Annotated in this window: 11 protein-coding genes and 3 pseudogenes; 7 read left to right on the top strand and 7 right to left on the bottom strand. The window is 70.1% G+C overall.

Features of this window, described 5'->3' with window-relative positions:
• The first annotated feature begins 159 nt into the window (after nucleotides 1-159).
• Both V8690_RS00470 and V8690_RS00465 read left to right on the top strand, forming a co-directional pair.
• Nucleotides 160-1,167: a peptidase gene (locus tag V8690_RS00470; RefSeq protein ID WP_338775309.1), complete on the top strand. Its 1,008-nt coding sequence runs from the start codon at nucleotides 160-162 to the stop codon at nucleotides 1,165-1,167.
• A 121-nt stretch (nucleotides 1,168-1,288) separates the two neighbouring features.
• The gene (locus V8690_RS00465; protein WP_338775308.1) at nucleotides 1,289-2,431 is read left to right on the top strand and encodes an NADAR family protein; all 1,143 of its coding nucleotides are present in this window, start codon (nucleotides 1,289-1,291) and stop codon (nucleotides 2,429-2,431) included.
• A gap of 19 nt (nucleotides 2,432-2,450) precedes the next feature.
• On the opposite strand, the pseudogene V8690_RS00460 reads toward V8690_RS00465, so the two are convergent.
• Nucleotides 2,451-3,316, bottom strand: a pseudogene (locus tag V8690_RS00460) (LLM class flavin-dependent oxidoreductase).
• Between the two features lie 306 nt (nucleotides 3,317-3,622).
• Nucleotides 3,623-3,808 (bottom strand): hypothetical protein, encoded by a 186-nt coding sequence (locus tag V8690_RS00455; protein ID WP_338775307.1) that lies wholly within the window; start codon nucleotides 3,806-3,808, stop codon nucleotides 3,623-3,625.
• A gap of 234 nt (nucleotides 3,809-4,042) precedes the next feature.
• On the opposite strand from V8690_RS00455, the gene V8690_RS00450 reads away from it, so the two are divergent.
• The 3 genes from V8690_RS00450 (at nucleotide 4,043) to V8690_RS00440 (ending at nucleotide 7,893) form a co-directional block, all read left to right on the top strand.
• Nucleotides 4,043-5,110 (top strand): cytochrome P450, encoded by a 1,068-nt coding sequence (locus tag V8690_RS00450; protein WP_338775306.1) that lies wholly within the window; start codon nucleotides 4,043-4,045, stop codon nucleotides 5,108-5,110.
• A complete protein-coding gene (locus tag V8690_RS00445) occupies nucleotides 5,098-6,339 on the top strand; it encodes a glycosyltransferase (RefSeq protein ID WP_338775305.1) in 1,242 nt (413 codons plus the stop codon). Before V8690_RS00450 ends, V8690_RS00445 begins: the two co-directional genes overlap by 13 nt.
• Before the next feature lie 348 nt (nucleotides 6,340-6,687).
• Nucleotides 6,688-7,893: a glycoside hydrolase family 64 protein gene (locus V8690_RS00440; protein ID WP_338775304.1), complete on the top strand. Its 1,206-nt coding sequence runs from the start codon at nucleotides 6,688-6,690 to the stop codon at nucleotides 7,891-7,893.
• Nucleotides 7,894-8,067: 174 nt separating this feature from the next.
• On the opposite strand, the gene V8690_RS00435 is transcribed toward V8690_RS00440, so the two are convergent.
• On the bottom strand, nucleotides 8,068-8,658 hold the full coding sequence (locus V8690_RS00435; RefSeq protein WP_338775303.1) for a TetR family transcriptional regulator: 591 nt from the start codon (nucleotides 8,656-8,658) through the stop codon (nucleotides 8,068-8,070).
• A 70-nt stretch (nucleotides 8,659-8,728) separates the two neighbouring features.
• On the opposite strand from V8690_RS00435, the pseudogene V8690_RS00430 reads away from it, so the two are divergent.
• Nucleotides 8,729-9,315, top strand: a pseudogene (locus V8690_RS00430) (dihydrofolate reductase family protein).
• 120 nt (nucleotides 9,316-9,435) lie between these two features.
• Here the strand turns inward: V8690_RS00430 and V8690_RS00425 are convergent.
• Nucleotides 9,436-10,071: a hypothetical protein gene (locus tag V8690_RS00425; protein ID WP_338775302.1), complete on the bottom strand. Its 636-nt coding sequence runs from the start codon at nucleotides 10,069-10,071 to the stop codon at nucleotides 9,436-9,438.
• Nucleotides 10,072-10,567: 496 nt separating this feature from the next.
• Nucleotides 10,568-11,431 (bottom strand): annotated as a pseudogene (locus V8690_RS00420) (GNAT family N-acetyltransferase); the annotation flags it as partial.
• A gap of 257 nt (nucleotides 11,432-11,688) precedes the next feature.
• On the opposite strand from V8690_RS00420, the gene V8690_RS00415 reads away from it, so the two are divergent.
• Nucleotides 11,689-12,489: an endonuclease/exonuclease/phosphatase family protein gene (locus tag V8690_RS00415; RefSeq protein WP_338785189.1), complete on the top strand. Its 801-nt coding sequence runs from the start codon at nucleotides 11,689-11,691 to the stop codon at nucleotides 12,487-12,489.
• 321 nt (nucleotides 12,490-12,810) lie between these two features.
• Here the strand turns inward: V8690_RS00415 and V8690_RS00410 are convergent, their stop codons facing one another.
• Both V8690_RS00410 and V8690_RS00405 read right to left on the bottom strand, forming a co-directional pair.
• Nucleotides 12,811-13,419, bottom strand: a complete 609-nt coding sequence (locus tag V8690_RS00410; protein ID WP_338775301.1) for a pyridoxamine 5'-phosphate oxidase family protein — start codon at nucleotides 13,417-13,419, stop codon at nucleotides 12,811-12,813.
• A gap of 435 nt (nucleotides 13,420-13,854) precedes the next feature.
• On the bottom strand, nucleotides 13,855-15,015 hold the full coding sequence (locus V8690_RS00405; protein WP_338775300.1) for an oxygenase MpaB family protein: 1,161 nt from the start codon (nucleotides 15,013-15,015) through the stop codon (nucleotides 13,855-13,857).
• Nucleotides 15,016-15,105 lie beyond the last annotated feature (90 nt).

Raw genomic sequence — 15,105 nt, 5'->3', positions numbered from 1 at the left:
GGAGGCCGGGTTCTTTTGTGCGCGTTTCGGTCATCTTTGTGACATGGACCTGTCCAAGTCGGTCTCCTGGTGGCACGCTGCCCGTGGCTCGCAGCGACACCGCTGCCTGACCGGGTGGATGAGCCCCACCGCCCGGCCCTCACAGCAGAAGGAGACCGCGTGACAGGCACACCCCGTAGCCTTCGCTCCTCCGGCAGCGGCACCCGCGTTCGGCACAGCGTCCTCGGCGCACTCGCCGGCGTCGCCGCACTGCTGGTGGCCGGCGTGACCGCCACACCGGCGAGCGCCGCGCCCGACCCGGGAGCGGTGGCGCCCTCTGCGCAGGAACGCGCCCGCGCCTTCTGGACCCCGCAGCGGATGCGCGCGGCCGCCCCGCTCGACGTCCTGACCGTGGACCGCTCCGACGTGCGGGCCGCGGCACCCCGCAAGGGCAAGGCGACCGTGGTGGCACCCAGCACGCCCGCCGCCGACCCGGGCCCCCTGGCGATCCCCAACGCCGGCGGCCCCTGGACCGGGGGCGGAGCGGTGACCAAGACCGCCGGGCGGGTGTTCTTCACCTACCAGGGGCGCACCGCCTCCTGCTCCGGCAACGCCGTGACCAGCGCCAACAAGAGCACCGTGATCACCGCGGGCCACTGCGTGAAGATGGAGGGAGCCTGGCACACCAACTGGGTGTTCGTGCCCGGCTACCACGACGGGCAGCGCCCGTACGGCACCTGGACCGCGTCCAAGATCCTTTCCACGCCGCAGTGGACGGCCAGTGAGGACCTCAACTACGACATCGGCGCTGCCGTCGTCGCCCCGCTGGACGGCAAGAAGCTGACCGACGTGGTCGGCGGCCAGGGCCTGGCATTCAACACCGGCTACAACAAGGCCATGTACGCCTTCGGTTTCCCGGCCGCCGCTCCCTACGACGGCGAGAAGTTCATCTATTGCAGCGGCACCACCTACCGGGACTTCCTGCTGTCCAGCGACCACGGTATGACCTGCGACATGACCGGCGGCTCCAGCGGCGGCCCGTGGTTCACCCAGTTCGACGAGGCCACCGGGACCGGACTGCAGTCCTCGGTGAACAGCTTCAAGTACAACTTCCTGCCCACCGCCATGTACGGCCCGTACTTCGGCGCGGACGCCCAGAAGCTGTACCAGAGCGCCCAGTCGTCCTGAGCCACCGGCCGACCGGGAGCCGGGTCCGCCTCCGGACGGCGGGGGAGGACCCGGCTCCCGTGCGTCGCCGCGAAGGCGCCAAACACATGGCGCCGACCAGCGGTTCCGACAGAATGCCGGAATGATCGGCAACCGCATCACCTACCGCACGGCGGACGGCGTCCGCGTCCCCGGAACCTGGCGACACGCCTTCATCCGCAACGGCGACTACTTCCTGACCGACCTGTTCATCTACGCGGACGGGCTGATCGACTGCTGGGGCCTGGTCACGCTCGAGGAGTTCGAGGAGAAGCTGCGCCGCGGCTGGGTCGCCACCGAACTCCCGGACGGGGCCAGGGCGTCCGCCCATGACCTGGCCGCCTGGCGGTTCAGCGAGGCGCGCACCCGGCTCACGCCCGAGCTGCTGCTGTCCGAGGTCCGCGACACCATCGACCAGCTCAACGGACGCCCGGACTCGACGGACCGCTGCCTGGCCGCCGTCGACGTGTTCCTCTCCGACCGGACCGAGGAGAACCGGGCCGCCGCCCGCGCTGCCTACCTCGCCATCCCCGAAACTCAACGCCACTACGCGCTCGGCGACATGGACCGCAAGGACGGGCCGCTCCAGGTCCTGGTGACCGGACCCGGCGAGCACCTGGACGGCGCCCCGCTCGGCGAAACGGTCACACAGGACGAGTACGACGACGCGATCGCCTACTTCGAGGACCGGGCGAAGCGGATCGCGGAACGGCCCGAACGAGTCCCGGCGGACGGGCCCGCGACACCGATCACCCCCGCGATCCACCTGTACCAGAGCCATTCCCGCAAGCCCTCGGACGACCCGGGCACGAAGGCCCTCCGCAACGACTTCCCCGCCCCCGTCCTCGTCGACGGCGTCACCTACCCCTCTGTCGGCCACGCGTACTGGGCCCTCTCCACCACGGACCCCGGCGCACGGGCCGCCATCAGGGACGCGAACACCGTGTACGCCGCCCAGGAAACGGCAGCCGGCGCTCCCCGTCGCGACGGGTGGGATCAGACCCGGACCGCCGTCATGACCGCCCTGCTGAGGGCCAAGTACACCCGGCACCCGGCCCTCGCCCGGATCCTCCTGGACACGCACGACGCGACACTCGTCTACGACGACTCCGAGTCCGGCTACTGGGGCGACAACGGCGGACGGGGCCGGAACTGGACGGGCCGCCTCCTGGAACTCGTCCGTTCCGAACTCCGCGCCGAGCAGGCCGGAATCACGCTCCCCGAACCGGGCGCCCCCGAGGGCTGAGTGACGGTGCGCCGGCGCTTCAGCCGGCCGTCGCCTCGGCGAGCAGCCCCACCTGCTCCAGCCCCGACGCCGCGGGCACGAAGATGAGCTCGTCACAGCCGGCCGCGGCGAACGAGTCGGCGTACGACGTCACCATCTGCGCACTCACCGCGGCACTCGCCGCGATCTGCGCGGCGGCGTCGCCGAGGAAGCCGTAGTAGTGCCGGAGATAGCCGTCCGCGTGAGCCCGGGCGTCCGGGCCGAGCGCGAAGTACGCAAGTGCCAGCTTGCGCGGCGCGCCGGTACGCCCGGCCTCCTTCCACGCGGCATCGACACCGGCCGAGGCCTCCGCGAACATCTCCGGCGTGCCACCGCCCATGATCCAGCCGTCGGCCAGCCGGGCCACCCGCCGGAAACCGGCCGGGGTGGACCCGCCCAGGACGAGCTCGGGACCACCCTCGCGCACGGGTGCCGGCCCGATCGCACCGGCGATCCCCCGCTCCTCGCCCGACCAGACGCGTTTCATCTCCGCCAGTTGTTCCTCCAGTCGGCGCCCCCGGCCCGCGGTGGACAGACCGCTCGCGGCGAAGTCGTCGTCACGCCCGCCCAGCCCCACACCGAGCACGAACCTCCCCCGGAGAGCCGGTCGACCGAGGCCGCCTGCTTCGCCAGCAGCGCGCTGTTCGTGTACAGCGGCCCCAGCAGCACACTCGTCGTCAGCCGGATCCGAGTGGTGACCGCAGCGGCCGCACTCAGCGCGACCAGTTCCTCGTACCCCGGGTAGACCAGCCGCCCGATCGTCCCGAGCGTACTGAACCCCGTTTCCTCCGCCCGCCGGGCCCACTCCACGAGAACCGAACCCTCGGTCCCGGGAACCGTGTTGGGAAGACCTATACCGATGTCCATCTCCACCTCCGGTCATGAGAGGGGGAGCGCCTACCCGCCCGGTGCCCGGCGAATCGGATGTGACGCACTGATCACCGAGAGAGGGCACTTCGCGATCACGCGGTGGGCGTGCATCGATCGTTTGTCGCCCCCACAGGGAGTGAAACCGGTCATGAACGCTCCCGCGACGTCCCCCACGCGCACCGCCCCCGGAAGCCTCGCCCTGATCGGCCACGGCCTCCAACTCGCCCGCAGCCCTCTGCCGTTCATCAGCTCCCTCCGCTCGCACGGACCCGTGGTGCGCATCCGGATACGCCCCACCCCGGCCTACGTCGTCACCGACCCCGTCCTGACCGCAAGGTCCTGGCGACCGACGCCGCGCACTACGCCAAGGGCGGCAAGATCATCGATGCCCTGCGTGTCTTCTTCGGCGACGGGCTCGCCACGATCGCGGACGGCGACGCCCACCTGCGCAACCGGCGTCTGATGCAGCCCATGTTCGACAAGGCGCACATCGCCGACCGTTCGGCGACGCCATGATCGAGCAGGTCGCGGCGATGGTCGGCGCGTGGCCCGAGGTGCGGTTACGCGACGTGTACGAGGACATGAACGAGGTCACTCTCGGAGCCTTCCTCGTCGCCCTGTTCGGAGCGGACCTGCCCGCCCACCTGGAGGGCGAGTTCGCCGCGCTGACGCCGCAGATCATGAAGGGAACGATCCGGCAGACCATCCCTTCCGCCGTGGGCGTTGCCCGCCAACCGGGCGCACGCGCAGCGCGTGGCCCGCCTGCGTGCCCTCATCGACCAGGCCATCGACCACCGCGCCGGCCGGGCGGCCGGCCTTTCCTGCGACGCCGAAACGGCCGCGGACGCCGCCGGATGCCCGCACGCGGCGGCCCGTGAGCAGCAGACCGGCCTCTTCGACATCCTGCTGACCGCCGAGGACCCGCTGACCCGTCAGCAGCTCCAGGACGAGGCCATCACCCTGCTGACCGGAGCGATCGAGACCACCGGGACCACGCTCGCCTGGACGCTGTACGAGATCTCCCGTCATCCGCGGGTCGAGAAGCGACTGCGCGAGGAACTCGCCACGGTCTGCGGGGACCGCCCCCTGCGCTACGACGACCTCGGACACCTCCCGTACGCCCGCCGGGTGTTGCAGGAAGCCATTCGCAAGTACGGGCCGGCCTGGCTGGTGACCCGGACCGCCACCCGCGACATCGACCTGGGCGGCCACCTCGTTCCCCAGGGCGCCGACGTGGTCTGGAGCCCCCTCCGCTTCTGGGAACGCCGCCCCGTGGCCCGGGCCCTGATCACCGTTCTCGCTGCCGGCGGACAGCACACCTGGCGCGCACGCAACGCCCTCGACGGCCTCACCCGCGCCCTGCCCGCCGTACGGCGCCTGCCGGCGGCGCCGAATCCGACGAGGTCCGGGCCGCCGCCCTGTCGCTGCTCGACGGGGACGACGAGAGCGACGAGCACACCCACGACGACGTACGACGCTTCCTGCGCGGCCTGGAGTACCGGCACGAGCCGGTCCGTTACGAGGCCGTGCTCGATCTCGAACGCTGGGTGGTGGCGACCGGTACGTTGCCACCAGGAAGCGAGGCCCCCACAGGCGGCTGACCGCGCTCACGACCGACCCCTCCCATCGCCTGCGCCATGCCGCCACCCGCCTGCTCGAAGCACTGGACGCCGACCGACCCCGCTCACGAGCCGCAGGCATCACCTGCACCGGCGATTCTCGGACGCCGGCCGCCGTACACCGCGTGTCGCCGGCCCGGTCGGTCCACACTGGGACCCATGCGCGTGGTGATCATGACGGCGGGATCGCGCGGCGACGTCGCGCCGTACACCGGGCTGGGCGCGGGGCTGGTGCGGGGCGGGCACGACGTCACGCTCGCCACCCACGGCCGGTTCGAGCCGCTGGTCGCCGGTTCCGGGGTGCGGTTCCATCCGACCCCGGTCGACCCGCACGCGGTGTCGCACTCCGACCGCGGCCGCAGCCTGCACGCCAGCACCACAGGGCTCGGCAAGCTGCTGCGCGCGGCGTCGATGGCACGGTCCGCGGCCGAGGAGATGACCGACGCCCTGGTCCAGGCGGCCCGCGGCGCGGACGCCGTCCTGGCCGCCGGTGCCGTGGCACCGCTGGGCCGCGCCATCGCCGAGGGCCTGGCCCTGCCCAGCCTCGGACTGTTCCTCCAACCCCAGCATCCGACACGCGAGTTCGGAGCGCCGATGCTCGGCGGACGCTCGCTCGGCACCGTGGGCAACCACCTGGGCGGACTGGCCGTCACCACCGCCGTCGACCGGGTCTTCACCCAGGCCATGCGCCGGCTGCGCTCCCGGCACGGTATGACCCTGCGTGGGGCGTCCGCGCTCCGCCGGGCCCATGAGCGAGCGCGGTGGCCCGTGCTGCACGGATTCAGCGAGCTGGTGGTGCCCCGCCCCCGGGACTGGCGGCCCGGACTGGAGATCACCGGATACTGGTGGCCGTACGACACTCGCAGACTGCCCGGGGAACTGGAGGAGTTCCTCGCCGCAGGGCCCGCCCCGGTCTTCGTCGGGCTGGGCAGCGCCACCGTGCCGGACCCCGAACGCCTCAGCGGCGAGATCGTGCGCGCCCTGCGCGCGGCGGGACTGCGCGGCGTGATCCAGCACGGGTGGGCGGGCCTCGCCGCTGACGCCGACGACGTGATCACGGTCGGCGACGTACCGCACGCGCTCCTGTTTCCCCGTATGGCCGCAGTGGTCCACCACGCCGGGGCCGGCACCACAGCCGCCGTCCTGCGCGCGGGCGTCCCCACCGTGAAGGTGCCCGTGCAGTTCGACGCCGGGTTCTGGGCGGCCCGTCTCGTCGCACTGGGCACCGCTCCCCGCGCCGTCCCGCTGCGCCGCCTCACCGCCGAGGCCCTCGCCCCCGCCCTGCGCCGCGCCACGACCGCCCCCGCCTACCGCCGGCGCGCCCAGGCCCTGGCACGCCGGCTGGCCCGGGAGGACGGCGTGGCACCGGTCCGGGCCGCGCTCGACCGACTCGCGTCGTGACCGGTCAGCCGGCTCACGACAGCGGCACCGTCGACCTCCTGATCACCACCCGGCAGGGCAGGGTCTCGACTCCCGACCGCGCCGGCGTCGGCGAGCGCGGCTTCGGCCCGCTACCCCGGGTCACCGGTGATGTGCGCGATCCGGGTACGGCCGCAGGTCGGCAGATGCTCCACCACGAAGGACTGGACCCGCGACCACGTCGACCTCCTCCTCGAGGAGACCGACGGGGCGCTCGGTCACTGACCCCCTCGTCCGTCCCGGCACATTGACAGGTCCGGACCAACGCGGCACGCTCTGAGAGCGCTCTCACCTTTTCCCGGATCGGCCATTGTCGAACGGAGACAGAGCATGTTACGCACTCTCAGACGCCGCATCGCAGCTGTCGGGCTGTCCCTCGCGACGGGCCTGACCGGCTCGCTTCTCGCGACCGGAGCGGGTACGCCGGCCCACGCCGCCGTCCCGGCGACGATTCCTCTGAAGATCGCCAACAACTCGGCCCGCGGCGAGCAGGTGTACATCTACAACATCGGCACCGAACTGTCGACCGGACGGCAGGGCTGGGCCGACGCGAACGGCACGTTCCACCCCTGGCCGGCGGGCGGCAGCCCACCGACTCCCGCCCCCGACGCTTCGATCCCGGGCCCGGCCGCAGGTCAGTCGACAACGATCCGCATGCCGAAGTTCTCCGGCCGTGTGTACTTCTCCTACGGCCAGAAACTGGTGTTCAAGCTCACCACCGGCGGCCTGGTCCAGCCCGCTGTGCAGAACCCGACCGACCCCAACCGGAACATCCTGTTCAACTGGTCGGAGTACACACTCAACGACGCCGGCCTATGGATCAACAGCACACAGGTCGACATGTTCTCCGCACCGTATGCGGTAGGAGTCCAGCGAGCAGACGGAACCACCGCAACCACCGGCCGCCTCAAGCCCGGCGGCTACCACGGCTTCTTCAACGCCCTCAGGGGACAGCCCGGAGGCTGGTCCGGCCTGATCCAGACCCGTACCGACGGCACCGTACTGCGCGCCCTGTCCCCGCTGTACGGCCTGGAGACCGGCGCACTGCCGCCCACCGTCATGGACGACTACATCAACCGCGTCTGGCAGAAGTACTCCACGTCGACCCTGACGGTCACCCCGTTCGCCGACCGGCCGGGAGTCAGATACCACGGCCACGTGTCCGGCAACGTCATGCGTTTCACCGACACCGCCGGCACCACCGTCACCAGCTTCGAAAAGCCGGACGCCTCCTCCGTCTTCGGCTGCCACAGAAAGCTCGACGCACCGAACGACCAGGTCCGCGGCCCGATCTCACGCACCCTGTGCGCCGGCTTCAACCGTTCCACCCTGCTGGTCAATCCCCACCAGCCCGACTCCAGCGCCGACGCCTTCTACAAGGACGACGTCACCAACCACTACGCCCGCAAGATCCATGCCCAGATGGCCGACGGCAAGGCATACGCCTTCGCCTTCGACGACGTCGGCCACCACGAATCCCTCGTGCACGACGGCACCCCACGCCAGGCCTACCTCACCCTCGACCCCCTCAACTGACCTGCGTACGTCCCACGTCCGACCGGCACCGCCATCGACTCGCGGTGCCGGCGGCCGCGCCTCTATGCGGGAGGCCGCTGCGCGACCGCGATCGCAAAACCCCAACCCAGGCACCGTCGGCAATGAGCCCCACGGCAGGGCACGCACTGGCCCTGATACCGACTCGCCCGGCACTCAGTCCAGCTGGGGAAGGCCCGTTGTCAGCCGTTCGACCGCGGCCGTCACGAGTCGTTCGCGCTCGGCCTCCGAGAGCACGTCCGGGAGAGTGAGCTGCTCGACGATCAGCCAGTTGAGCGTCAGGTACAGCAACTTGACGGCGGTGGCGTCGCCAGGCAGGCCGGATTCCTCGTGGTAGGCCACATTGGCGTGGAGGTCGGCACGCACCTGTTCGGTCAGCACCGCGCGGAGCTCGGGCCGCCGGGTGGCCTCCAGCCGCAGTTCGAGGAGTGCGAGGTAGCCGGTGCGGAAGTCGCTGATACGGCCGACGAGTTCGCGCATCAGGACCGCGTAGGCCTCCCGGTCTCGGGTTCTCGCCCGCTGCCGCGTGATGGTTGCCTCGTCGGGCTGGAGCCGCTCGTAGACACGGGCGCCGGCCTGGGTGAGCAGGTCATCGCGGTTGGCGAAGTAGTTGGAGGCCGTACCGGCGGGCACACCGGCCTCGGAGTCCACCGCCCGGAACGTCAGACCGCGCGCGCCCTCCCTGGCCAGGACCTCGATGGCGCCATCCACGAGGGCCGCCCTTCGCTCGGCGTTCCTGCGCACCATTGACACCACTCCGTTCATAGTACTACGTTCACAGCACTCCGAGCAGAGTACTACGAGTGTAGTTGTTTTTATGCGGAAGCTCGTCTACTACGTCGCCGTCTCCCTGGACGGCCGGATCGCCGGCCCCGGAGGAGAGTTCGACTTCTATCCGGCAGGCGACGATGAGCAGGCGGCCGCCTACAGCGCCTGGATCAATGAGCGATATCCCGAGACCGTTCCCACCGCGATGCGCGCCGCGCACGGCTTATGGGATGCGCCCAATCTCAACTTCGACACCGTGCTGATGGGGATGGGTACCTACCGCGCCGTTCTGGACGCGGGCATCACCAGCCCGTACGCACACCTGCGTCAATACGTGGTGTCGAGCTCGCTCGGGCCGGCCCCGACCCGGCTGTGAACGTGATCGAGGACAACCCGCTCGACCTGGTCCGCAAGCTCAAGGAAGAAGGAGGGAAGGACATCTGGCTGTGCGGAGGCGGCCGACTCGCGGGTGTTCTGTTGCCCGAGATCGACAGTCTGATCATCAAGAGTTATCCGGTGGTGGCCGGGGCCGGTATCCCGGCGTTCGACGGAGGGTTCGACCCCACGCTCTTCAGCGTGACGGAGCGCCATTCGTTCGCCAATGACGTCACGGCCACCTGGTTCACGCGGCGGTAGCCCGCCCAGGAGACATGGGCACGGAGGGTCGGTTTCGAGGCCCGTGACTTCGTCCGCCGCCCGCCGCCCGCCGCCCGCCGCCCGCCGCGTGGACGCGGCAGGCGGCTGCCCCACACACCGTCAGTGGGAGGCGTTCTCGGGCTGTGCCTCGGCCTCGGGCGCAGCGGACGACTCCGACGCGGGCGCGCTGTAGAAGACGGACCGGCCTTGCTTCGTGCGCTCGGCCTGGCTCTTGGCCACGAGTCCCTCGAGCGTGACGCGCACGACCTTGGTCGCGATGTCGCGATCGGGGTGAGCCTCGTTGAGCGCTGCGGAGACCTCCGCGGCGGAGCGCGGTTCCTTCTGCTCGGCGAGGTGGCGGCGAATGAGCTCGACCAGGGTGGGCTGGGCCGCCTTCGCCGCGTCCGCGGCCTTGGACTCGGGCTCTGCGGCTGCCTTCTTCCGCGGCCGGGTGGTGGACTTGCGTGCCTTCTGCTTCCCGCCGGGCGTGGCGCTGGCCTTCTTCCGCCGTGGAGAGGGCACCGTGGCGCTCTGCTCCTCGGCGGCAGGCTCGGCCGGGGCCGTTGTGATGCCGAGTGCCTGCTGCATGTTCACCAGCACGGCGTGGTCACGCTGTAGGGCGGCGAGCTGCTCCTGCAAGGAGGCGATTTCCGTACTGATCCGTTCCTGCTCCTTGAGGTTCGCCTCGAGGTCGCCGGTCACCTGGGCCATGTACTGCGATGCCAGTTCAGTGGCGGGAGTTGTTGTCTCGGGCATGGTGCTGACCTTTCCTCGGCGTGTGGCCGTGCTGCGGGTGACGTTCCTCTCGGGCGGGGCCTCGGTCGGCCTGGCAGGGACGTCGCGCGTGCCGCAGGGTGCCATGGTGTAGAGATGGTACGGACAGGAGGAGCAGGTTGCTCGCACCGAGTCGTGTCAGGTGCCCGGCGCCGGCCTTGAGCGGCGGTGTCCGCAACGACACCTGGGGAGATGGCTGCTCCAGCACCTCCAGGCGGTCGCCGACGCCGCGGGCGGCCAGTTCACCTGCCCGGGCACATGCGCCCGCGCCTGCTCCTGGCGGAGGCGGTGCACGCTCCCGCCGGGGGCAGTTCGAACCGGTCATGGACAAGACCTGCCTCCCCCGGCTCGTCACGCACCGACCCCGGCGGCTGCCGGACAGCGTCAACACCGACAAGGCGTACAGCAACGGCCTGATCCGCCCCTCCCCGCGGCGACGTGGCATCAAGCCCCGAGCGGTTGTGCCGTCGCCGCACCAGGCGTCCCGGTATCGGTCCCGGACCTCGGGGAGTTGCTGGAAGCCGGCTGACTTGTAGGTCGCGACGGCCCCGACGTTGGAGCTCGGGGTGCAGACGATCACGCTGGATGAGCACAGTTCCTGGAGTGCGGCGGCCGCGGCGACGCTGATCGCCCTGCCGTAGCCGTGACCGCGATGTTCCCGGTGCACGCCCATCGGTTCGAGCAGCCCGGGCTTACCCGGACCGGCGGACCACACGGTCACCGCCGCCACCGCGTTGCCTTGGTCGTCGTACGCGATTAGACACCGGGCGTCGGCGTACGGCAGTCCGGCCGCCATCGCGTGCCAGCGCTCATCCGCGAACGTCGACCCGTCGAACGCTGCCCGCTGTACGCCGGCCCGCACGTGCGCCTGCTCCGACCCGACCGCCTCGATGCGCACGCCTGGGTCCTGCACCGGCTCCGTGAGGTCGCGGCGCAGCGGCGTCCACGGCTCGTCGGTGTTCCACCCGTCCTCGAACAGCAGATCGTGGACCAGCGCACCCATGGGCGCCTCGACGTTCACCTTCCCTGCGGGCAGGACGCCGCGCTCCGGCTCGGACACGTCTTCAGCCAACTGCTGCGCCAGCTCCTCGTCCCGCTGAGCATCCGGCGCGATCGTCAGCCGCAACAGCCCGGGACCGTCCAGCAGCCCGACGGCGAGAATCTGTCCGTCCCTGCTCCACGTACGGACCGCCTCGGCGGTCGCTTCCGCACCTGACCGCCAGAACCAGCCCAGGTCCCCCGGATGCAGTTGCATCGGCGCCCCCTCGTACTGCCATTCCCGCAGCGTGCCCACGGCCTCGCTCAGCCCGTCGACTCCCGGCTTGCCCAACACAATCGCCATGCCCTCGATCACACACCACGGCCCCGACGGTCCGCACGCCGCTTCCGTCTGGGGGCGTTGCCGGGACGAGGTATTGGCGTGTGTGGTGGGGCGGGCGGGTCCCCGTTGCTCCGGGGCGGTGGCGCGGGGAAGGGCGGAAGCATATGGTGCTGAACGCCCCGTCCCATAATCTCGTGCTTGAAGACGTCGGATGCCATGTGTGTGGGCTGGGGGAGGCGGGGGTGTTCGGAAGGGACACGCGATTGCTGGCGGGTGCCATGGCCGTGGCCTGTGTGGTGCTCGTCGGCCCCAGCGCGCCGAGCGGTGCGCCCTTCGGCAAGTCGCTGCCCGTCGCTGCCGTCAGGGATGTGGTCCCGAACCGTGTCATGACGTGGAACATCTGTAATCCCTGCGAGGTGAGCAACGTCGACCGGGCGGCGGAGATCGCCGCGTATGCGCCCCAGGTCATCGGTCTTCAGGAAGCGTGTGTGCGTGACGTCGAGAGGATCCGGGAGTATCTGGAGATCCTTTACGGCCTGGTTTATCACGTCAAGTACGGGACGGTTCTTCGGGATTGGGGTCGCTGCGGGGGAGTGCCGTGGAGTCCGGGCGCCTTCGGCCAGGCGGTTCTCTCGGCGGCACCGATGACAGACCGTGTCCACGTGGAATACCCCGACGGCGGATCCGAGGACCGTGGGTACATGGCAGTCACGACCATGGTGGGCGGCCAGCGGGTCCGGCTCTTCAACACACACCTCGCCCAACGACGTCAGGAGGCAGTCCGGGCAGACCAGACGGGGGTACTCGCCGCAGAAGTCGCCCGGCACGACCGCGCAATCGTTCTCGGCGACTTCAACGCGGTGCCGGACGCTCCCGAACTCACCCGAATATGGGCACTGGCCGCGGACACCGACCCCCAGTGTCGCCCCTCGCCCGCCGGCACCTGCAAGCCGACCACCGACTGGCACAGCAAGTTCGACTACATCTTCCTGCGCGGCATCACCCCGCTCGGGCACCGCGTGCAACCCACCCCGTACTCGGACCACCATCTGCTGCACACCGACCTGGGCCCGGCTTAGCGTTTCCGGCACCGCTCGCAGCTCGGCCCCATGAGAACGGGCCAGCGCGTGATCACCAGGATGTGTCCGGACCTCATGGCGAGCATGCGGTGGACGCGGGTTCACAACGCAGATGCCGCCCGCCGACGGCCACCCGACGACGGTCGATGTCCGGCCAGGGTATGGCGCCGGGGGCGCGGCCTGATGCAGCAGCCGGGTGGAGCCGCGGGCGACGGCCCTCACCTTCGTACGCCAACTGGCGATCCGGCGTGGATCGCAAGAACTGCCGCCCCTCGGCCGGGCAAGCCTGCAACGCTCCCTCTGCCCACCTCACGCCGGCCTTCAGCGGGGAGCCAGTCCGCGATCCTGCGCCGCCGCTCCGAAGTAGTCGCCACCCTTGCGCTTGGCGTCGTCGGTACCCCAGGCCTGCTCGCCGTCGGCAGCGGAAGGGGCCGTCCCGTTGGTGTTCTGCCGGAGCGGTGCTCCGACCAGCCTCGGTATGTGCTTCGAGCAGTGGATGTATGCCTCCTCGACGTCGACCTGCACCCACATGCAGGGGCGGCGCCCGGGTACTGGATCGACCGGTAGGTCTGGAATCCTCTGGCGCATCGTGTCATCGGTGACCAACTGTGCCCGGCCGTTGACATGGAGGCCGATACGGTCCTGGGAGAAGTCGATCATCAGCATGCCGATGTGTGGGTTCTCCCGGATGTTGCCGAGCGAGGCCATGACGCCGTTCCCGCGGTACTCCGGGTAGGCAAGGGTCGCGTCGTCGAGTACCCGGAGAAAGCCTGGCGGGCCTGCCCGGAAGGTGCTGTCGCACTCGCCGCGGCTGTCCGCGGTCGCGAGGAAGAACATCTCCTGGCGGGCCACGAACTCCTTCATACGCGCGTTGAGCCGGTCCAGTACCTGCTCCTCGTAGAATCGGTCGGCGCGGCCGACGGTGCCCAACTCACGTTGGATCTGGTGCTCGCCGTGGCTACCGGGCCGGTCTGCCCGCTCATCGTGGTGCAACGCTCCTCCTGACAGGAATTTCGGCAGGGCAGCGGCTTGTCGAGCCGTAGGTCGGGACTCGTGTCTGTGTCCGGGCCCTGCTCTCGGTGTTCACTTCGGCGTACGTGACTGGTTTTGTCACCTGGCAGGCCGAAAAGTGTCCACCGGCCATGCACGAGAGACTAGAGCAGTCGCTCGCACGGCACCTAGCGGGATGGCATCGCCACCGTTGACCTCAGCACGAGCCGGGTCAGAGCCCCGGTGCACCGCAACCTCGAAGGATCGCACGCGAGAATCGCCACATCACGCGCGCCCGATGTCCTGCACCACCGAACCCCAAGCGTGCACCACCACACCTTGGGCGTGTGCCACCGATGTTCGAGCGATGGGTGATCAAGACACCGTCGCGGCTGGCGGAGTCCATCGGTGGGTGCGGGGCACCGTGTTGGAGATGCCGTAGTCCTTCTTGAGCTGTTCGGGGATGGCGTAGTGCATGACGCGTCCGCGGGTGAGGGAGGACAGCTCGAGGATGGTGGTCAGGTGGCCGAGGCGGTCCAGGGCCCAGGCGCCGAGCGGGGAGCGGTCTTCGATGGTTTCGAGGATGCCGAGCAGGTGGGGTACGGCCTTGACGACGGTGTCCCATGGGGTCTGTGGCACGTGGAGCCAGTCGGAGCAGGTGTCGCCGATGAGGTGGCGGATGAGAGCGGAGACGATCGGGTCGAAGAAGGTGCCGGGCACGACCTCCTCGTAGAGGTCGATGAGCTGCCGGGTCAGGCGCGTCCCCTCCTCGGAGGGTCCCATGTGCCGGATCATGTACAGGTCCAGGAAGGTGCGGGCCTCCTCCAGGGTTTTGGGGACGGCGTCCTGGTCGACGCCGAGCATGGCGCCGACGACGCGCCAGGCGTAGTAGTAGGCCTCGGCGCCTTCCTGCGACATGTGGATGCCGAGGCGGTGCAGGCTGTCCAGGACGAGCAGGGAGAAGAACATCTGCCCGCCGATCATGTCCTCCTGGCAGATCGGCGTTCCCAGCGCGGTGGTGTCCCACCGGTTCTCGCGCTTGAGATGGTGGCGGATGGAAGCGTGCAGGAGGCGCACCTTCTGGGCGGCGGGGATGAAACGGCTGCCGGCCTCGAAGGCGTCGGGCTGCATCAAGTAGACGGTGAACTGACCCGTCTCCGCCATCCGTTTGGAGGGGTACTCCAGTCCGTGGGTGGCCGACAACAACTTCGCCACGTGTGGGACGACGTAGCAGGCGGGCATGGAGGCGAAGGACAGCGCGGTGGAGATGTGCACATTGTTGTCGACGAAGAACAACCGGGCCCTCTCCATCTCCGCCCAGTCCACCCAGGACGGCGGGACACGGGTGGCTTCCAGGTACTCCCGGGCGACATCGGGCAGCCCGTCCGGCAGGGGAGCGCCGGCGGTGGAGACGTAGCGCATCAGCGTGTTGAACGTGCCTACCCGGCCGCGTTCGAAGAGTGCGGCGACGGTGGCGTCGGCGAGTTCGTCGCCGACGTGCCGCAGGGCGTCCATGGATGCCTCGGTGTAGGCCATGGAGGGCCTCCTTGTTTCTTCGGGCCGGCGACGTTTCTTCGGACCGGCGACGGCCGATGGGAGGGCGCCGGCGGCCGGGCACGGCGTGTG

Origin of the sequence: Streptomyces sp. DG1A-41, assembly GCF_037055355.1 — a bacterium.
Taxonomy (GTDB): Bacteria; Actinomycetota; Actinomycetes; order Streptomycetales; family Streptomycetaceae; genus Streptomyces.
Note: the sequence above shows the minus strand (reverse complement) of the source record. Positions and strands in the feature narration are given on the sequence as shown.

What these genes read in the sequence shown, in the direction of transcription:
- V8690_RS00465 (WP_338775308.1), top strand. Translation starts at nt 1,289, where the DNA reads ATGATCGGCAACCGCATCACCTACCGCACGGCGGACGGCGTCCGCGTC.
- V8690_RS00445 (WP_338775305.1), top strand. Translation starts at nt 5,098, where the DNA reads ATGCGCGTGGTGATCATGACGGCGGGATCGCGCGGCGACGTCGCGCCG.
- V8690_RS00440 (WP_338775304.1), top strand. Translation starts at nt 6,688, where the DNA reads ATGTTACGCACTCTCAGACGCCGCATCGCAGCTGTCGGGCTGTCCCTC.
- V8690_RS00435 (WP_338775303.1), bottom strand. Translation starts at nt 8,658, where the DNA reads ATGGTGCGCAGGAACGCCGAGCGAAGGGCGGCCCTCGTGGATGGCGCC.
- V8690_RS00425 (WP_338775302.1), bottom strand. Translation starts at nt 10,071, where the DNA reads ATGCCCGAGACAACAACTCCCGCCACTGAACTGGCATCGCAGTACATG.
- V8690_RS00415 (WP_338785189.1), top strand. Translation starts at nt 11,689, where the DNA reads ATGGCCGTGGCCTGTGTGGTGCTCGTCGGCCCCAGCGCGCCGAGCGGT.
- V8690_RS00405 (WP_338775300.1), bottom strand. Translation starts at nt 15,015, where the DNA reads ATGGCCTACACCGAGGCATCCATGGACGCCCTGCGGCACGTCGGCGAC.